General features: G+C 70.5%; 21 protein-coding genes. 8 read left to right on the forward strand and 13 right to left on the reverse strand.

Features of this window, described 5'->3' with window-relative positions; genetic code table 11:
* Positions 1-12 precede the first annotated feature (12 nt).
* Positions 13-1443: a UdgX family uracil-DNA binding protein gene (locus tag VM685_RS18925; protein WP_325461730.1), complete on the reverse strand. Its 1431-nt coding sequence runs from the start codon at positions 1441-1443 to the stop codon at positions 13-15.
* Entirely contained in the window at positions 1443-2669 is a 1227-nt protein-coding gene (locus VM685_RS18930) for a putative DNA modification/repair radical SAM protein (RefSeq protein WP_325461731.1), read from the reverse strand. The genes VM685_RS18925 and VM685_RS18930 overlap by 1 nt, the downstream gene beginning before the upstream one ends.
* Positions 2670-2750: 81 nt before the next feature.
* Between VM685_RS18930 and VM685_RS18935 the strand changes: the two genes are divergently transcribed.
* From VM685_RS18935 to VM685_RS18945, 3 genes are all read left to right on the forward strand, one after another.
* Positions 2751-3629, forward strand: a complete 879-nt coding sequence (locus tag VM685_RS18935) for a transglutaminase family protein (protein ID WP_325461732.1) — start codon at positions 2751-2753, stop codon at positions 3627-3629.
* 102 nt (positions 3630-3731) lie between these two features.
* Positions 3732-5090, forward strand: coding sequence for an MFS transporter (locus VM685_RS18940; protein ID WP_325461733.1), 1359 nt, complete (start codon positions 3732-3734; stop codon positions 5088-5090).
* An 87-nt stretch (positions 5091-5177) separates the two neighbouring features.
* Positions 5178-5609, forward strand: coding sequence for a VOC family protein (locus tag VM685_RS18945; protein WP_325461734.1), 432 nt, complete (start codon positions 5178-5180; stop codon positions 5607-5609).
* A gap of 126 nt (positions 5610-5735) precedes the next feature.
* On the opposite strand, the gene VM685_RS18950 is transcribed toward VM685_RS18945, so the two are convergent.
* From VM685_RS18950 to pcaF, 8 genes are all read right to left on the reverse strand, one after another.
* Complete coding sequence (locus tag VM685_RS18950; RefSeq protein WP_325461735.1) at positions 5736-6812, reverse strand: Glu/Leu/Phe/Val dehydrogenase dimerization domain-containing protein; 1077 nt, start codon at positions 6810-6812, stop codon at positions 5736-5738.
* 62 nt (positions 6813-6874) lie between these two features.
* A complete protein-coding gene (locus VM685_RS18955) occupies positions 6875-7894 on the reverse strand; it encodes a lysophospholipase (protein ID WP_325461736.1) in 1020 nt (339 codons plus the stop codon).
* Positions 7891-8469 (reverse strand): uracil-DNA glycosylase family protein, encoded by a 579-nt coding sequence (locus tag VM685_RS18960; RefSeq protein WP_325461737.1) that lies wholly within the window; start codon positions 8467-8469, stop codon positions 7891-7893. Before VM685_RS18960 ends, VM685_RS18955 begins: the two co-directional genes overlap by 4 nt.
* 51 nt (positions 8470-8520) lie before the next feature.
* Entirely contained in the window at positions 8521-9180 is a 660-nt protein-coding gene (locus VM685_RS18965; RefSeq protein WP_325461738.1) for a glutathione S-transferase family protein, read from the reverse strand.
* The gene (locus VM685_RS18970; RefSeq protein WP_325461739.1) at positions 9177-9446 is read right to left on the reverse strand and encodes a DUF3253 domain-containing protein; all 270 of its coding nucleotides are present in this window, start codon (positions 9444-9446) and stop codon (positions 9177-9179) included. The genes VM685_RS18965 and VM685_RS18970 overlap by 4 nt, the downstream gene beginning before the upstream one ends.
* Position 9447: 1 nt before the next feature.
* The gene (locus VM685_RS18975) at positions 9448-10596 is read right to left on the reverse strand and encodes an acyl-CoA dehydrogenase family protein (protein WP_325461740.1); all 1149 of its coding nucleotides are present in this window, start codon (positions 10594-10596) and stop codon (positions 9448-9450) included.
* Positions 10597-10600: 4 nt separating this feature from the next.
* Positions 10601-11161: a hypothetical protein gene (locus tag VM685_RS18980; protein WP_325461741.1), complete on the reverse strand. Its 561-nt coding sequence runs from the start codon at positions 11159-11161 to the stop codon at positions 10601-10603.
* A 2-nt stretch (positions 11162-11163) separates the two neighbouring features.
* A complete protein-coding gene (pcaF, locus tag VM685_RS18985; protein WP_325461742.1) occupies positions 11164-12372 on the reverse strand; it encodes a 3-oxoadipyl-CoA thiolase in 1209 nt (402 codons plus the stop codon).
* 87 nt (positions 12373-12459) lie between these two features.
* Here pcaF and VM685_RS18990 point away from each other — a divergent pair, with 87 nt between their 5' ends.
* From VM685_RS18990 to VM685_RS19000, 3 genes are all read left to right on the forward strand, one after another.
* A complete protein-coding gene (locus VM685_RS18990) occupies positions 12460-12927 on the forward strand; it encodes a PaaI family thioesterase (RefSeq protein WP_325461743.1) in 468 nt (155 codons plus the stop codon).
* Between the two features lie 66 nt (positions 12928-12993).
* Positions 12994-13458, forward strand: a complete 465-nt coding sequence (locus tag VM685_RS18995; protein ID WP_325461744.1) for a GNAT family N-acetyltransferase — start codon at positions 12994-12996, stop codon at positions 13456-13458.
* The gene (locus VM685_RS19000) at positions 13455-13832 is read left to right on the forward strand and encodes a GFA family protein (protein WP_325461745.1); all 378 of its coding nucleotides are present in this window, start codon (positions 13455-13457) and stop codon (positions 13830-13832) included. Before VM685_RS18995 ends, VM685_RS19000 begins: the two co-directional genes overlap by 4 nt.
* Before the next feature lie 6 nt (positions 13833-13838).
* On the opposite strand, the gene VM685_RS19005 is transcribed toward VM685_RS19000, so the two are convergent.
* From VM685_RS19005 to VM685_RS19015, 3 genes are all read right to left on the reverse strand, one after another.
* Entirely contained in the window at positions 13839-13994 is a 156-nt protein-coding gene (locus tag VM685_RS19005; protein ID WP_325461746.1) for a hypothetical protein, read from the reverse strand.
* Positions 13995-13996: 2 nt separating this feature from the next.
* On the reverse strand, positions 13997-14629 hold the full coding sequence (locus VM685_RS19010; RefSeq protein WP_325461747.1) for a glutathione S-transferase: 633 nt from the start codon (positions 14627-14629) through the stop codon (positions 13997-13999).
* Positions 14630-14694: 65 nt separating this feature from the next.
* The gene (locus tag VM685_RS19015; protein WP_325461748.1) at positions 14695-15975 is read right to left on the reverse strand and encodes a NupC/NupG family nucleoside CNT transporter; all 1281 of its coding nucleotides are present in this window, start codon (positions 15973-15975) and stop codon (positions 14695-14697) included.
* A 385-nt stretch (positions 15976-16360) separates the two neighbouring features.
* Here VM685_RS19015 and VM685_RS19020 point away from each other — a divergent pair, with 385 nt between their 5' ends.
* Positions 16361-17830 (forward strand): methyl-accepting chemotaxis protein, encoded by a 1470-nt coding sequence (locus VM685_RS19020; protein WP_325461749.1) that lies wholly within the window; start codon positions 16361-16363, stop codon positions 17828-17830.
* The gene (locus tag VM685_RS19025; RefSeq protein ID WP_325461750.1) at positions 17830-18291 is read left to right on the forward strand and encodes a chemotaxis protein CheW; all 462 of its coding nucleotides are present in this window, start codon (positions 17830-17832) and stop codon (positions 18289-18291) included. The genes VM685_RS19020 and VM685_RS19025 overlap by 1 nt, the downstream gene beginning before the upstream one ends.
* Positions 18292-18363 lie beyond the last annotated feature (72 nt).

Genomic DNA, 18363 nt, shown 5'->3' on the forward strand with positions numbered 1-18363 from the left:
CCGCAGCAGTTCCTAGGCCGCCAGCGTCCAGGCGAACTTCAGGTCCTCGACGAACAGGGCGTAGGCCTTCGCCTTGGCCTCGGCGTCGGGCACGCGCAGCAGGTAGGAGGGGTGGTAGGTGACCACGCCCTGGGCCTGGTCCGGGAGCTGGAGCGCCTGCTGTCGGAACTTGGCGATCGGCATGGTCTTGCCGAACACCGAGAGGGTGGCGGTCGCCCCCAGCGCCACGATCACCCGCGGCCGGACGATCCGCCGCTCGTTGTCCAGCCACCACCGGCAGGCCTGCACCTCGCCGCCGTCTGGGGTCTTGTGGATCCGGCGCTTGCCGCGCAGCTCGTGCTTGAAGTGCTTCACCGCATTGGTGACGAAGGTCTCGGCGCGCGGGACGCCCGCCTCGGCGAGCGCCCGGTCGAGCACCTTGCCGGCCGGCCCCACGAACGGCTTGCCCGCCAGGTCCTCCTGGTCCCCCGGCTGCTCGCCCACGAACATCAGCCTGGCCCGCGCGGGCCCCTCCCCGGCCACGCCTTGCGTGCCGCACTTCCAGAGATCGCAGCGGCGGCAGGCCTGCACGCCGGCCCACACCTCCTCCAGCGTCGTGGGCGCCGCGCCGTCGTAGGGCGCGTCGCGGCTGGCGCGCTGGGCGGCGCGCACGACCCGGCGGCTCGGTTCGGAAGGGGCCTGGGCGACCATGGCGTCTGTCTTCGCCTCCGCGCGCGCGATCAGCTCAGGAATGAGGCGCGCTTCCGGCAGGTTCCGCCAGTAGCGTTTCGGCATCTCCTTCTGCATCTGGGCCGTCTTCAGGCGCGCCGGGTTGAAGATCGAGGCATAGTAGGTGCGCCAGTAGTCCTCGAGCCCGTCCTCGCGCGGCGCGTCGGCGGCGTCCGCCCCCGGCGTGAAGGTGAGCTCACGGGTGTCCCAGTGGGCGCAGAGGTCCGGCGTCAGGATCGAGAAGCGCATGTTGGCGAACCGCCGGGCGAAGAACGGCGCGGTCATCTCCACCACCCGGTGCGCCGGCTCGAACCAGGCGACGTAGATCTCGCCCTCGGCGTCCTCCACCCGGCGGAAGCGGACGAAGGCCTTCATCTTGTGCGCCGCCTGGCTGACCTGGCGGGCGAGGCTGCGGGCCTGGGCCACGTCCGGGTCGGAGGCGATGCGCAGGAGGTTCGGCTCCTTCTGCAACCGCCAGAGCAGGCGGTACAGGAGGGCGAAGCGTTCGTCCGAGCGGTGCAGGATCACCGTGTCGGCCAGCTCCATGAACTCGCGCGGCACGGTGAACGGCGGCGCGCCGGGCTGAGGCGCGGGGGCGGCCTCGCCGAACAGGTCGCCGGCGCCGTCCACGGTCCAGAAGGCCTCCTCGGGCGGGACGCCGTGGGCGCGCAGGGCGCGGGCGGCCTCGCGCCAGCCGGTGAAGTCGGTCTCGGAGGCGAGGCGGACCACCTGCATCAGAAGAGGCTCAGCTGCTCGGGCGGCGGCGCCAGGCGCTCGCGCAGGTCGGCCTTGTCGGTGAGCGCGCCCGGCCGCCAGTCGGCCGTGACGATGAACGGCTTCAGCTTCTCCAGCCCGCGGGAGAGCCTGCGCACGTCCTCGAGGACGAGCTGCTTGAAGCGGCGGACGTCGAGGATGCGGTCCACGGCCTTGACCCCAAGCCCCGGCACGCGCAGCAGGCGCTCGCGATCGGCGACGTTGAGGTCCACGGGGAACTCGCCCCGGTTCCGGAGCGCCCAGGCGAGCTTGGGGTCGATGGCGAGGTCCAGGTCCTCCCCCTCGCCGACGATCTCCGCCCGCTCGAAGCCGTAGAAGCGCATCAGCCAGTCGGCCTGGTAGAGGCGGTGCTCGCGCACCAGCGGCGGGCGCTGCAGCGGCAGACGGGCGGTGGAGTCCGGGATCGGCGAGAAGGCCGAATAGTAGACCCGCCGCAGGCGGTAGGCGCCGTAGAGGGTCTCGCTGCGTTTGAGGATGTCGCCGTCGGCGGCGGCGTCGGCGCCGACGATCATCTGGGTGGACTGGCCGGCCGGCGCGAACTTCGGCGGCCGAGCGACGCGGCCCTTCTCCTTGCCGGCGTCGACGCCCAGCCGCACCGCGCCCATGGCCTTGCGGATGCCGGCGGCGTCCTTCTCGGGGGCGAGGCTCGCCAGGCTCTCATCCTTCGGCAGCTCGATATTGATCGACACCCGGTCGGCGTAGAGGCCGGCCTCGTTGACCAGCGCCGGCGAGGCCTCGGGGATCACCTTCAGGTGGATATAGCCGCGGAAGTCGTGGACCTCCCGCAGGGTCTTCGCCACCCGGACCAGCTCCTCCATGGTGTAGTCGGCGCTGCGGATGATGCCCGACGAGAGGAACAGCCCCTCGATGTAGTTGCGCCGATAGAAGTTCAGCGTCAGGTCGACCACCTCCTCCACCGAAAAGCGGGCGCGGGCCACGTTGGAGCTCACCCGGTTCACGCAGTAGGCGCAGTCGTAGACGCAGAAGTTGGTCAGCAGGATCTTCAGCAGGCTGATGCAGCGCCCGTCCGGCGCATAGGCGTGGCAGATGCCCGAGCCCTCGGTGGAGCCCACGCCCTTCCCGCCCACCGAGTCCCGCTTCGTGCTCCCCGACGAGGCGCAAGACGCATCGTACTTCGCCGCATCGGACAGGATGGCGAGTTTGCGCTTCAGGTCGAGGACCGCCATGGGCCGGTTCTACAGTTCGCGTTTTGTTCTGTATAGTGCGACCGAATGGAACCCTCCCGGCCAAGGGCGGTTCCGTGGCCCATGGCCAGGCTCAGCATCCGCCACGAGACGCTCTACACCTACGAGCGTCCCGTCAGCTTCGCGCCGCACCGGCTGATGGTGCGCCCGCGGGACAGCCACGCCATCCGCGTGGTGGAGGCCGTGCTCACCGTCTCCCCGCCCGGCGAGACCCGCTGGCTCTACGACGCCTTCGGCAACTCCGTGTGCACGTTCACGCCGCAGGGCGAGAGCACCGCGCTCTCGATCGTCAGCGACCTGGTGATCGAGCGCTATCCGGCCCCTATCTCGGAGCTCAAGATCGCCGACCCGCAGACCGCCACGCCGATCGTCTACGCCGCGGCGGACCGGGCAGTGCTGGCGCCGTTCATCGAGCCGGTCAGCGAGGACGGCGACGGCGACCTCCTGAAGTGGCTGCGCGGGCGGGTGGGCAGCCCCCACGAGCCCGCGCTCGACTTCCTGCTGCGGCTCAACCGGGCGATCCACGACGAGTTCGAGTACCAGGCCCGGGATCTCGGCGCGGCCCAGGAGCCCAGCCATACGGTCAAGGTCGGCTCCGGCACCTGCCGCGACTTCGCCTGGCTGATGGTCGAGGCGCTGCGCCGGCTGGGCTACGCCGCCCGCTTCGTCACCGGCTATCTCTATTCCCCCGGCCACGGAGACGTCCGCGGCGCCGGCGCGACCCATGCCTGGTGCGAGGTCTTCCTGCCCGACCTCGGCTGGATGGAATTCGACCCCACCAATGCGCTGGCCGAGAGCGAGGACCTGATCCCCGTGGCTGTGGCCCGCACGCCGGCCGAGGCCGCGCCGGTTTCGGGCGCGATCTACGGGGACGGCGGCCGCTCGGAACTCATCGTGCGGGTCGACGTGCGGCCGGTCGGCGCGCTTTCCGCCGCCGCCTGACCCGCACGCTAGGCGCCCGGTCCGGGACTCTGATAGACCGGTGTCATTGAATTTAGACATTGCCTGAAGGGGCCGCGGCGGCTCGGCCGGGGCTATTCCATTTTGGACGCCAAGCCTGACGCCTCTCCCGCGCCTGCGGGCGACGATGACCTGCCCGCCCGCGAGGCGGCGTACGAGAACTTCATCTGGTCGAACCTCCGGCGGAACTACCTCGGCAACTACCTGCACGGCATGCTGGGGATGACCGGCTTCCGGCTGGTCAACGCCCCCACCTTCCTGCCCGCCTACCTGTTCGCCATCTCCGGCTCCAACGCCATCGTCGGCCTCGGCCTCGCGCTGCAGCAGGTGGGCGGGGTGATCTCGCCGATCTTCGGGGCCACCAAGATCGAGCACCGCAAGCGGGTGATGCCGGCCGCCATGTGGATGGGCGGCCTCGCGCGCATGGCGATCCTCGGCATCGCGCTCGCCGGCTGGTTCCTGCCCAACGAGCCGGTGTCCCTGAGCTTCCTGGGCGAATGGCTGGTCCGCCCGCGCGTCGCCGCCATCCTCGGCTTCATGCTGATGTTCGGCATTTTCATGGGCGCCCAGCGGGTGGTGTTCAGCCTACTGATGGCCAAGGTGATCCCCATCAGCCGGCGGGGCCGCCTGCAGGCCTGGCGCAACGCCACCGGCGGGCTGATCGCCGCCGTCCTCGCCTATTTCGCCGGCCGGTACTTCATCGACGCCAACCTGTTCGGCAACGGCTATTCGACGACCTTCGTCTTCGCCTTCGTGCTGACCAGCCTGGGGCTCTGGGCCCTGCAGCTCCTCCTGAAGGAGCCGGAGCCGCCGACCACCCGGGCGCAATCGCGCTTCCGCGACCGGCTGCGCGACTTCCCCGCCCTGCTGCGCCAGGACCGCAGCTACGGCTTCTTCGTGCTGATGCAGATGCTGGCGACCTCGGCGCGGATCGCGACGCCCTTCTACATCATCTTCGTGGGCTCGATCATCGGCCTGGACGGCAAGACGCTGGGCCTGCTGTCGCTGGCCTTCCTCGGCGCCGACACGGTCTCCAACCTGGTCTGGGGCTACCTCGGCGACAAGACCGGCTTCCGGCTGGTCCTGCTGCTGTCGCTCGTGACCTGGATCGGCGCCACCGTCCTGCTTATGAGCGTGCACGACATCGCCGCCATGTTCGTGGCCTTCTGCGGCCTGGGCGCGGCACAGTCGGGCTACATGATGGCCGCCCAGACCATGATCCTGGAGTTCGGCGACAGAGACGAGCTGCCCATGCGCATCGCCGTCTCCGCCACCGCCGAGAGCATCACCGCCACCGCTGGCCCGCTCATCGGCGGCGTGGTCGCGGAACTCGCCGGCTACCACGTGGTGTTCGGCGTCTCCCTCGGCTTCCTCGCCATCGCCCTCCTCCTGCTCATCGTGGCGGTGAAGGAGCCCCGGACGGCGCGGCTGCAGGCCTTCTAGAAAAATCCGCGCCTCCGTGTCGGGACCCGGTCCCGGCGGGCGTCCTTGGAGCGTAAGCTGCCGCTCGCCCAAGCCAAGGAGGACGCCATGCGGATGATCTTCGTGAACCTGCCGGTGAAGGACCTGGAGGCGTCGCGGCGCTTCTACGCAGGCCTGGGTTTCGTCCAGAACCCGCAGTTCTCGGACGACACCGCCATCTCGATGGTGATCGAGGAGAACATCGTCGTCATGCTGCTGACCGAGGAGAAGTTCCGCGGCTTCATCACCGGCGACATCGCCGACACCTCCAAGGGCAAGGAGGCGCTGATCTGCCTGTCGGCGGATAGCCGCGCCGAGGTGGACGGATTCCTCGGCAAGGCGCTGGCCAACGGCGGCAAGCCGTGGATGCCGGCGCAGGACCACGGGGTGATGTACGGGGTGAGCTTCCAGGACCCGGACGGCCACGTCTGGGAAGTGATGTGGATGGACCCCGCCATCGTGCAGCCCGGCCCCGGCGTGCCGGAACGCGAGCTGGCCTGAACCCTACCGCTCATCCCGGCGCAAGCCGGGACCCAAGCCCACGTCGCCGCGCCTCCCCACGGCTGATGTGCGCCCCGAGAGGCCGCTTGGGCCCCGGCTTGCGCCGGGGTGAGCGGCCTTTTCTCGTTACGCCGCGGCCTTCTTCTCGGCGGCGCCGCCGATGCGGGCGCGGGCGATCTCGTTGGCGACCTCGTGCGTCGGGCGCGACTCCTGGCGGGAGCGGTCGAGCACCTCTTCCAGGGTCTGCATTAGGCGGGCGAGCTTGGTCTCCACCCAGGCCGGGTCGAAGGCCTCGCCGCGGTCCAGCGCGCGGATCTCGCCGGCCACGTTGATGATGCCGCCGCCGTTGATGACGTAGTCCGGGGCGTAGAGCATCCCGCGCTGGAAGAGCACGCGGCCGACCTCGGGATCGGCCAGCTGGTTGTTGGCGCCGCCGGCGATGATACGGGCCGAGATGCGGTCCAGGGTGTCGGTGTTCACCGCGCCGCCCAGGGCGCAGGGAGCGAAGACGTCGGTGGCGACGTCGAAGATCGCGCCCGGCGAGACGACCTTGGCGCCCGTGCGGCCGGCGACCTCCTGCACGGCTTCCTCGTTGACGTCGGCGATCACCAGCTTCGCGCCGGCGGCGTGCAGCTTGTCGGCGAGGTAGGCGCCCACGTGGCCGACGCCCTGGATGGCGACGGTGACGCCGTCCAGCTCGCGGTTCATGGCGCGGCGCACGCAGAGGCGGATGCCGCGGAAGATGCCCTCGGCGGTCACGGGCGAGGGGTCGCCCGAGGCGGCCGGGTGGCCCTCGAGACCGGCGACGTACCGGGTGTGCTTGCGGGCGTGCATCAGGTCGGCGGGCGAGACGCCCACGTCCTCGGCGGTCCAGTACTTGCCGCCGACGTCCTCGACCGCGCGCCCGAAGGCCTCGAACAGGGCCGGCGTCTTCTGGGTGCGGGAATCGCCGATGATCACCGCCTTGCCGCCGCCCAGCTCCAGGTCGGCCATGGCGTTCTTGTACGACATGGCGCGCGACAGGCGCAGCGCGTCCTCCAGGGCCAGCTCGGCCGAGGCGTAGGGCCACATGCGGCAGCCGCCGGCGGCGGGGCCTCGGGCCGTGGAATGCACGGCGATGATGGTCTTGAGGCCGGTTCTTTCGTCACAGAACGCGTGGACGCCTTCATGGCCCTCGAAGGCCGGGGAATCGAACAAGGTCATGCCGCGTAGACCACCATCATCGGGAAGGAATTGCGCCTGCCTCTACGCCCCTCCGCTCCATGTCACAACCCCGCGGCGACCTGCGGGTGACCCTCCTCGCCCGGCGCCCCCGGGATCGGCGGCGCGCCCGAGGGGAGCGGAGCCTCGGGATCGCGGATGAAGGACAATATGTCCCGCCACACCACCGGCCCCTGCCGGTCGCGGGTGAGCAGGTGGTAGCCGCGGGCGTAGTAGGCGGAGCGGTCGGAGGGCTTCAGCCGCTTCACCGCCCGGAAAGCCGCCTTCTCCGGGATGATCTGGTCGTTCTTGCCGTAGAGGTAGAGCGTGGGCGCGGCGGCGCGGCCGATGGACTCGGCGCCGTCGTCCATCAGCTTCACGAGGCCGTAGAGGGTGTCGGACCGCGCGCCCCAGACCATCAGCGGGTCGCGCCCCATGCGGATCAGCTCCTCGCGGTTGTCGGTGGGCGTGATCCGCTCGGTCAGCCAGCGCGGCGGGGTGTAGACCTTGCCCGGCGTGACGTTGGCGGCGAACCAGAGCGCGGTCTTGTAGGGCAGCGGCTGGCTGTCCCAGCCCCAGACGGCAGGCGCCAGCAGCACCAGGCGGTGGGCGGGCGGCGGGCGGTCGGAGGCGAAGGCCTTGGCCGCCACGGCGCCTCCCATGCTCTCGCCGGCGACGACGATGAGCGCGTGCGGGTGCCGCGCCCGGGCCAGCGCCGTGACCGTGCGCAGGTCCTCCATCAGCACCTCGTCGTCGGCCCAGATGCCGCGGCCTGGCGAACGGCCGAAACCGCGCTGGTCGTAGGCGTAGGTGGTCACGCCCTGTTCCGCCCACCACGGCGCGGCCAGGTGGAAGGCGTTGGCGTAGTCGTTCATCCCGTGGACGCCGACGATCACCGCCCAGGGCTCGCCGGCCGCTTGCCACTTCGTCAGGCCGAGCCGCGCGCCGTCGAAGCTGACCACCCGGTCGGCCTCCAGGCGCGGCCCCTGGAAGCCCAGCGGCGGCTGCCCGGCCTGCTGCACCATCATCGGCGCGCAGGCGGCCAGGCTGAGCGCGGCGAAGAGGACGGCGAGAAGTCGGCTCATGTCTCCAGGATCCGTCGAACCCTGTCCCTCAGATAGGGCGTAACTTCCGCCTCGAACCAGGGGTTTCGTTTCAGCCACGAGGTGTTGCGCCAGGAGGGGTGCGGCAGGGGCAGGATGGCGGGCAGGCGCGCCTGCCAGTCGCGCACCGTCTCCGTCATGCCCGCGGCGCGGCCGAGCGCCCAGGCCTGGGCGTGGGAGCCCACCAGCAGGGTCAGCTCGACCTGCGGCAGCTCGGCCAGCAGCCGGGGCCGCCAGAGCTGGGCGCAGCGCTTCGGCGGCGGGTAGTCCCCGCCCTTGGGGTCGGTGCCCGGAAAGCAGAAAGCCATGGCGGCCACCCCGAGCGCCGGGTGGCCGTAGAAGGTCTCGCGGTCGATCCCCAGCCAGTCGCGCAGGCGGTCGCCGGAGGGATCGTCGAACGGCAGGCCGCTCTCGTGCACGCGCCGGCCGGGCGCCTGGCCGCAGATCAGCAGGCGGGTGTCCGCCGAGACCCGCACCACCGGCCGGGGCTCATGCGGCCACTCGTGCGCGCAGGCCCGGCAGGCGCGGATCTCGCCAAGGAGGGTGTCCAACGACATCGGCCCCAGGTAGGGCCGACACCCGCCGCTGTCATCCCGCTGGCGGCGCGATCAGGCCGGCTCGGTGGCCTTGAGGAAGGCCCGCTCCTGGGCGAGCAGGCCGGCGAAGGACGGCCGCGCCAGGATCTTCTCCAGATAGGCCGCTGTCTTCGGATGCGCGCCGGCGTCCACGGAGCAGTCGGCGTGGGCCAGCGTCGCCAGCGGGCTCGCCACGGCGATGTCGGCCAGGGTGAAGCGGTCTTCCACCAGGTAGCCGGAGGCCGGGACGACGCTCTCCAGGTAGTCCATGAGCTTCGGGAACTCGGTCCGCTGGGCCTCGTCGGCGACGGCCAGGTCGCCCGGCTTGCCGAGGAAGCGCGGCGAGACGATGCGGTTGAAGACGATCTTGCCGCCGCAGGCCGCCACCAGGGTGTCGCCGAACTCCTCGAACCAGATGGTCCGCGCCCGCGCCCTGGCCTCGGTGGGGATCAGGTTCGGCTCGGGCTTCAGCGCATCCATGTAGGTTACGATCGCGGTCGAGTCGGAGATCGTGAAGTCGCCGTGCTTCAGTCCCGGGATCTTCCGGAACGGGCTCGCCTCGAGGAACTCCGCCGGCGGGGTCAGGCCGCCGCCCACCGGGACGACCTCGAACTCCAGGCCCTTCTCCGTGGCGAACACCACGGTCTTGCGGACGAACGGCGAAAGCGTCGCCCCGTAGATGGTCATGCTCATGACGCGTCTCCCTCCGCTGTGGTGGCGTCGGGCAGGCGCATCCGCCAGACGCCCTTGAACTTCTCCGGGTCCGCCGGCTTGCCGTGGCGGGTGATGACGAGCTGGCCCTGGCGCGCGAGGCCCACGGCCACCGGCTTCACCTTGCCCAGCTCCCGCCGCCAGCCGGCGGGATCGACCGCCTTGGCCACGTCCTCGGGCGAGATCGACTTGCCGGGCGCAAGCTTGCCCAGCAGGTCGAAGATGGCGGCCTCGACGGCGGCGCTCATCCTAGCCGCCCCGCTTCAGGGTCTCGCGGGCGATGACCACCTGCTGGATCTGGCTGGTGCCCTCGTAGATTCGGAAGATGCGAACGTCGCGGTAGAAGCGCTCGATGCCGTGGTCGGCCACATAGCCCGAGCCGCCGAAGATCTGCACCGCCCGGTCGGCCACCCGGCCGACCATCTCCGAGGCGAAATACTTGGCGGCGGCGGCCTCCATGGTGACGCTCTGGCCGGCGTCGCGCTTGCGGGCCGTTTCCATGGTCAGCGCCTTGGCGGCCAGCGCCTCGGTCTTGGAGTCGGCGATCATCGCCTGGATCAGCTGGAAGCCGGAGATCGGCTGGCCGAACTGCTTGCGCTCGGAGGCGTAGGCCACGCAGTCGGCGATCAGCCGCTCGGCCACGCCGACGCAGACCGCCGAGATGTGCAGGCGGCCGCGGTCCAGCACCTGCATGGCCACCTTGAAGCCCTCGCCCTCGCGCCCGAGCCGGCTCTCCACCGGCACGCGCACGTTGTCGAAGATCACGTCGCAGATGTGGGCCCCCTGCTGACCCATCTTCTTCTCGGGCTTGCCGACCGACAGGCCCGGCAGGTCGCGCTCCACCAGGAAGGCCGAGACGCCGGCGCCGCCGGGCTTGTCCGCGTCCGTCCGCGCCATGACTGTGAAGAGGTGGGCCTTGTTGGCGTTGGTGATGAACCGCTTGGAGCCGTTCAGGACGTAATGGTCGCCGTCGCGCACGGCGCGGGTCTGCACGTTGGCGCTGTCGGACCCGGCTTCCGGCTCGGTCAGCGCGAAGGAGGTGATGATCTCGCCCGACGCGATGCCCGGCAGGTACTTCTGCTTCTGCTCGTCGGTGCCGAACATGACGAGCCCCTGGGAGCCGATGCCGACATTGGTGCCGAAGGCCGAGCGGAAGGCGGGGCTGGTGCGGCCGAGCTCGACGCCCACCAGGCACTCGTCCTCCATGGAGAGGTCCAGGCCGCCGTACTGCTCGGGGATCGAGAGGCCGTAGAGGCCCAGTCCCTTCATCTCCTCGAGGATCTCGTCGGGCACGCGGTCCTGCTCGGCCACCTGGGCCTCGATGGGCCGCAGGCGCTCGGAGACGAACCGGCGCACGGTGTCGATCAGCTGTTCGCGGGTCTCGGCGTCGAGCGCCATCGGGTCAGTCCCCCTGGTTGCAGGTCTTGTCGTCGTCGATCTTGGCGGTGAAGCGGGCGAGCCCTACGGCCACCACCGGCGCGGGCCAGCTGTAGGTCTTCACCTGGCCGGCCGGCACCGCGCAGATGGTCACCGGCGCGGGCGTCAGCTTCTCGCCGCGCAGCACGAGCAGGATGGCGCGGAAGTCGAGCGGCTCGGCCCGGCCGTTCCACACCTTGAGCACGGTGGCGCGCTTCTCGGCGGAGCCGTCGAGGGCGGCGGCCACCAGCCCCTCGCCCGGCGCCTCGAAGGTCTCCTTCGCCTGGCCGGCGGGGTGGGCGTCGGCGAGCTTGCCCTCCTCCACCTTCTCCAGGAACGGCCGGCCGTTGTCGCCGACGGTGAACACCGCCCGCTGGCCGAGGATCACCTGCAGGGTCTCGCCGTCGACGAGCGTCTTGGGCTCGAACTTCAGCGACTGCGCGGCCGCCTGCGCCGCCGGGGCCGACTTCGTCGGCGGGGTGGCGGTCTTTGGCGGCGGGTCGCCCGGGGCGGCGAGCGCCAGGGCGGCCAGGGCGGCGATGAACATGATCAGGCCTTCGCGAGCGCCATGGCCGAACCCTGGCCGACGCCGACGCACATGGTGGCGAGCGCGCGCTCGCCGCCACGGTCCTTCAGCGCACGCGCAGCGGTGAGCGCCAGCCGCGCGCCGGAGGCGCCCAGCGGGTGACCGATGGCGATGGCCCCGCCGTGCGGGTTCACGTGCTCGGCGTCGTCCGCCAGGCCCCAGGCGCGGGTGCAGGCCAGGGCCTGGGCGGCGAAGGCCTCGTTGAGTTCGATGACGTCGAAGTCGCGCGCGGTGATGCCGAGCCGGGCGGTCAGTCGCTCCACGGCGGGCACCGGGCCCACGCCCATCACCCGCGGGGCGACGCCGCCGGACGCTCCGCCCTCGATCCGGGCGATGGGCTCCAGGCCGTACTTGCGCACCGCCTCCTCGGACGCCAGCAGCAGGGCCGCGGCGCCGTCGTTGACGCCCGAGGCGTTGCCGGCGGTCACGGTGCCGTCGGGCCGCACGATGGGCTTGAGGCCCTTCAGCGCCTCGAGGGTGGTGTCGGGGCGCGGATGCTCGTCCTGGGCCACCATGACATCCCCATTGCGGTCCTTGATGGTGACGGGCGCGATCTCGCCCTCGAAGAAGCCGCGCTCCCGGGCCTTGCCGACGCGGCTCTGGCTGCGGTGGGCGAAGGCGTCCTGGTCGTCGCGGGCGATCTGGTAGTCAGTGGCGACGTTCTCGGCGGTCTCCGGCATGGAATCCACGCCGTAGTCCTTCTGCATCTGCGGGTTCACGAACCGCCAGCCGATGGTGGTGTCGAAGATCTCGGCGTTGCGCGAAAACGCACTGTCGGCCTTGCCCATGACGAAGGGCGAGCGGGTCATGCTCTCCACGCCGCCGGTGACCACCAGGTCGGCCTCGCCCGTGGCGATCATCCGCGCGCCGGCGATGGTGGCGTCGAGACCAGAGGCGCAGAGGCGGTTGACGGTCAGCCCCGGCGTGCGCGTCGGCATGCCGGCCAGCAGCAGGGCCATGCGCGCGACATTGCGGTTGTCCTCGCCGGCCTGGTTCACGCAGCCGTAGACCACCTCGTCGACGGCCTCCCAGTCGACGGACGGCAGCCGCGCCATCAGCTCCTTGAGCGGGTGCGCCGCCAGGTCGTCGGCCCTGACCTTGGCGAGCGCGCCGCCGTAACGGCCGATCGGGGTGCGCACGCCCGTGCAGAGATAGACGGTCTTGCCTTGCATGGGGGCTCCTCGACGCTCTAAGCGGGCCGGCAAACTAGTGTTTGAACTGCGCGCGGGCAAACGCTTCCGCGAGCACGAGGAGGGGCGATGGACGGCGGCCAGGACGAGAACAACTACACCTCGAGGCTGACGGCGGTGACCGAGGGTGACTGGGCCGGCTGGTCCTATTATCCGGGCGGCGACCCGTACGAGGATCTCGCCGGCCCCTTCTACTTCCAGGAGCGCGACGGCAAGCGGGTCTGCGCCTTCCGGGCGGAGAAGAAGCACATGAACGGCGGCATGTTCATGCATGGCGGCTGCGTCATGACCTTCGCCGACTTCTGCCTGTTCGTGATCGCCGGCGAGGCGCTCGTCGACAGCCGCGCGGTGACCGCCACCTTCAACGGCGAGTTCGTGGGCTCGGCGGCGGTCGGCGACCTGGTCGAGTGCGCCGGCGAGGTGGTGAAGGCCGGCCGCAGCATGGTCTTCGTCCGCGGCCTGATCGTGAACGCCAGCCGCGGCGGCGACCCGATGATGAGCTTCTCCGCGGTGCTGAAGAAGACCGGCGCGCGCTAGCGTCGTTCCGCGGACCGGCGTTCATCAAGGCCTGACAAGCGCCGCCTCCGCAATCTAGGATGGGGCATGGCTCCACTTGCGCCCCTGACCCCTGACGACATCCCCGAGGTGATGCGTCTCGAGCGGCTGCCCGGCTACGACGCCTTCATCGGCCGCTTCGAGGCGGGCGAGCACGCCGCCCTGATGGCCTCCGAAGACGCCCGCTACTTCGGCGTGCGCAAGGACGGCGGCGGCCTCTCCGGCTTCGCCATCCTGCAGCAGATGCGCGAACCCATGGTCCTCCTCCGCCGCATCGCCGTGGAGAGCCCCGGCGGCGGGGCCGGCACGCGACTGCTGCGCGCGGTGACCGACTGGGTCTTCGAGACCACGCCCGCCGAGGCGCTGGAACTGGACGTGGCGCTCGGCAACGCCCGCGCCCAGCACGTCTACGCCCGCGAAGGCTTCACCGAGTTCCGGCCGCCGGACGAGGTCCACTATTTCCTGAAGATCACCCGCGCGCGCTGGGCGACCCTGCGGGAGGCCGTGTCGTGATCGAGGCGACCTGCCACTGCGGCGCAGCCCGGCTGACGGCGCCGTCGCCGCCGTCCGAAATCACCATCTGCAACTGTTCGATCTGCCGCCGGACCGGCGCGCGCTGGGCCTACTACACGCCCGTCGAGGTCACCCTGCCCCACCCCGGCTCCACCCAGGCCTACGTCTGGGGCGACCGGATGCTCGCCCTGCACCGCTGCAAGACCTGCGGCGTCGTCACCCACTGGCAGAGCCTGGACGGGGCGCTGCAGCGGATGGGCGTGAACGCACGGCTGATGGACGGCCTGGACTGGACGCGGATCCCGGTGCGGCGGTTCGACGGCGCCGACACCTGGACGACGCTCGCCGTGCGCCGGCCCTGCGACCCGGACTGAGCAGGCCTAGCGGGGACCGCTCCGCGTCCAGGCGGTGAGGCCGGCCGCGGCGCCCAGGGCGGCGAGGACGAAGAGCCCGGGATTTCGGCTCCAGATCGCCACACCGAGCACGAAGGCCGTAATGGCGAGGGTGAGCCAGAGAATCCGGTGGCGGGCCTCCATGCCTAGGCGGCCTTCTCCGGCATGCCCGCCGCGGCGGCCGGACGGGCGCGCATGGCGTCCGCCCAGCGGGCGACGTTCTTCAGCTCCTCCGGCGGCTTCAGCCGGATCATCCGGCCGAAGTCGATGCCGATGAAGGCGACGATGTCGGCAATCGTGATCCGGTCGCCCGCCAGCCACTCGCTCTCGGCCAGGCGCCGGTCGAGCACCTTCAGCGCCTTCAGGCCCTGCTCCTTGTTGTACTCGGCGATGGTGGGGTTCTGGGTCTCCAGCGCCGCGAGCGCGGGGTGGGAGTGGCGCACCCCCATCATGAACGGCGTGGCCACCAGCATCTCGGCCCGGCGCATCCACATCTCGATCACCGCCGTCTCCTCTGGCGTGCGGCCGAACAGGTTGGGCTCGGGATAGCGGCTCTCCAGGTAGCGGCAGATGGCGATGCTCTCGGTGATGCAGGTCCCGTCGTCCATCTCCAGCATCGGCACGTTCGGCAGGCCGGCCTTCTTCAGGTAGTCGGGCTGCTTGTGGGTCCCCTCCATCAGGTTGAGGGTGACGATCTCGACGTCGCGGATGCCCTTCTCGGCCATGAACCAGCGCACCCGGCGCGGATTGGGGGCGAGCGGCGTGTCGTAGAGCTTCATGGCGGACCTCCCTTTCGCCCGAAAAAAGTGCACGATCGGTCACCACAGTCAAGCTGGTGCGGGGCTCAGCCGAACAGGGCCCGCGGCAGGAGGCCCACCACCGAGGCGGTGAGGCAGGTGGCCAGGAAGCCCGCGAACATCGCCTTCCACACCATGCCCACGATCTCGTTGCGCCGCTCGGGCACCAGGACGGAGTAGCCGGCGAGATTGATGCCGACCGACGCCACGTTGGCGAAGCCGCACAGCGCATAGGTCATCAGCACGCGGGTGCGCTCGCTGATCTCGCCCACCGGGACCGCGCCCAGGTTGATGAAGGCGGTGAACTCGGTCAGCACCAGCTTCACGCCGAGCAGGGAACCGGCCTTCAGGGCGTCCTCCCACGGCACGCCGATCGCCCAGGCGAGCGGGGCGAACAGCACGCCCAGGACGCGCTCCACCGACAGGGGCGCGCCCATCACGTCCGGGAACAGGCCCAGCACGCCGTTCACCATCGCCACGAGGGCGACGAAGACGATCAGGGTGGCGGCCACGTTGAGCACGATCTGCAGGCCGTCGCCGGTGCCCTTGATCAGGGCGTCCACCGAGCTCTCGTAGCGCTTGGCCTGGGCGGGATCGAGGTCCTGCGGCTGCTCGGCGGCGGCGTTGCGGGGCACGATGATCCGCGCCAGCAGCACGCCCGCCGGGGCCGAGACGATCGAGGCGGTGAGCACGTGGGCCGCGGCGTTGGGCAGGACGTCACGCAGGATCGTCGCATAGGCCACCATGGTGGAGCCCGAGACGCAGGCCATGCCCACGGCGATCAGCAGGAAGAGCTCCGAACGCGACAGGCTGGGCAGGTAGCTGCGGATGAAGATCGGGCCCTCCACCTGGCCCATGAAGATGGTGGTGGCGGTGGCCAGCGCCGGCGCGCCGCGCAGGCCCATGGTGCGCTCGAAGATGAAGCCGAAGAGCTGGGTGATCCACTTCAGGATCCGCCAGTGCCAGAGCAGGGCGGCGAGCGCGCAGACCACCAGGATCACGGGCAGGACCCGGAACGCGAACACGAACAGGCTGGAAGGGTTCACTAGCTCGTAGGGCTGCTGCGGCGTGCCGGCCAGGAAGCCGAACACGAAGCTGACGCCGGCCTGGGTGGAGTTGGCGAGCCCGTCCACGACCGTGCCGACCCCGGCCAGGCCTGCGCGAAGGGCGGGCAGGCCGAACAGGGCCAGGACGAGCACGGCCTGCAGGAGGATGGCGCCCACGGCGAGCTTCCATGGGAAGCGACTGCGGTCCTCGGAGAGCGCCCAGCAGACGAGCAGCACCAGCGCGAGCCCCGCCAGGCTCTGCGCGTTTTCCGGACCGAACATGCGAAGCCCCCGCACCGCCGCCGAGTCAGGCGGCTCGAACGGCTAAAGGGCGCCAGAAGACGGGAGAGCGCAAGCGCCCGGCCGGCGCGTAGGACATGGAACCGCCAGACTAGCAAAACTCAGGAACTCGCGCGAAGGATGCGCCAGACTGGAAGCGTTCGAAACGAATAGGTTCAATTGTGAACTTGAGGCAGATCAACACTTATCCAGCTAACCAGTGTAACGTCGACTAGATTACCCACCCCTGGGTGCGGATTTTGAGTAATTACACGGTATAAGCGAAGAATCGAACACCGTTATTTAACTCAGGACGACGAGGGTACCCGCGACACCCACGGAGAAGCCGATGTTTTCGCGAAAGAGCCGGGTCGAACGAAACGACCAGATGGCCGAGCTTGAATCGAAGGTGGCCGCTATCCAGCGGTCGCAGGCCGTCATCGAGTTCGAGCTCGACGGCACGATCATCACGGCCAACGAGAATTTCCTGAAGACGCTTGGCTACACTGCCGAGGAGGTCGTGGGCCGCCACCACAGCATGTTCGTGGATCGCGAGTACGCCGCCAGCCCCGACTACCAGGCGTTCTGGGCCCGGCTGAACCGCGGGGAATTCTTCGCCGACAAGTACCTGCGCTTCGGCAAGGGCGGCAAGGAGGTGTGGATCCAGGCCACCTACAACCCGATGCTCGATCGCGACGGCAAGCCCTACAAGGTGATCAAGTTCGCCAGCGACGTGACCGCGGTGGAGAACGAGCGGGCGCAGAACGAGAGGGAGCGCCGCGAGGCCTCCGAGCGCCAGGAACTGGCCATGGGCCGCCTGGCCGACAGCCTGACCGCCCTGGCCGACGGCGACCTCACCGCGCGGATCGACGGCGACTTCCCGGCCGAATACGCGCGCATCCAGAGCGACTTCAACGCCGCCATCCAGCGCCTCGCCGAGGTCATGGGCGTGATCATCGAGACGGCCGGCAGCATCGGCGCGGCCACCGGCGAGATCGGCCAGGCGGCGGACGACCTGTCCAAGCGGACCGAACAGCAGGCCGCCAGCCTGGAAGAGACGGCCGCGGCGCTCGACGAGATCACCGCCACCGTGCGCAAGACCGCCGAGGGCGCCAACCACGCCCGCGACGTGGTCTCCACCGCGAAGTCAGACGCCGAGCGCTCGGGCGAGATCGTGCGCAACGCCGTCACCGCCATGACCGAGATCGAGAAGTCGGCCCAGCAGATCAGCCAGATCATCGGGGTGATCGACGAGATCGCCTTCCAGACCAATCTGCTGGCCCTGAACGCCGGCGTCGAGGCGGCCCGCGCCGGCGACGCCGGCCGCGGCTTCGCGGTCGTCGCCTCGGAAGTCCGGGCGCTCGCCCAGCGCTCCGCCGACGCCGCCAAGGAGATCAAGGCGCTGATCTCGGCCTCCACCCAGCAGGTGGGCGAGGGCGTGACGCTCGTCGGCCGCACCGGCGAGGCCCTGGAGCGGATCGTCTCCCAGGTGAGCGACATCACGGGCGTGGTCACCGAGATCGCGGCCTCGGCGGCCGAGCAGGCCACCGGCCTCGCCGAGGTCAACACCGCCGTTAATCAGATGGACCAGGTTACGCAGCAGAATGCCGCCATGGTCGAACAGTCCACCGCCGCCAGCCACAGCCTGGCCCAGGAAACCCACCAGCTCACCGAGCTGATCTCCCGCTTCAAGGTCGAGGGCGGCGCCCCGGCGCGGAACGTCCGCGGGCAGCCGTCGCCCCGGGCCCCTGCCCGCGCCAGCGGCCCCTCCAACGCCGAGCTCCGCCGCGCCACGGCGGGCGGCGCGGCCCTGAAGCTCGCGCCGGCCCAGCAGGCCGACACCTGGGAGGAATTCTGATGGAAGGCGGCCTCACCTCCAGCGGCCCGGCCGAGCTGATCTCTGTCCGCATCGGCGAGCAGCTCTTCGCCCTCGACATCATGTCGGTGCGCGAGATCCGCGGCTGGACCGCCTCCACGCCCCTGCCCCACGCGCCGGATTATGTGCTGGGGATGATCAACCTGCGCGGCGCGGTGCTGCCGGTGCTGGACCTCGCCGGCCTGCTGGGCCTGGCGCGGATCAATCCGGACGCCTCGTCCGTGGTGGTGGTCGCCGACCTCGGCAGCCGCGCCGTGGGCCTGCTGGTCGACGCCGTGTGCGACATCATCACCGTGCAGGAAGGGGAGATGAAGCCGCCGCCGGAGCTGGGCTCGGACTACGCCGGGTTCCTGAGCGGAGTGATCACCAACGAGGACGGAATCGTCACCGTCCTGCAGCTGGCCGGCGCCATTCCCGAGACCCCCGCGCTGGAAGCCGCCTGACGTTCGCGGCCGGCGGGCGCCGGATTACGAAGGTTTAATCCCGCCCTCCGCATCCGCCGGAAGCCCCGGCGG

The sequence above is a fragment of the Phenylobacterium sp. genome (assembly GCF_035539035.1).
Classification (GTDB): Bacteria; Pseudomonadota; Alphaproteobacteria; order Caulobacterales; family Caulobacteraceae; genus Phenylobacterium.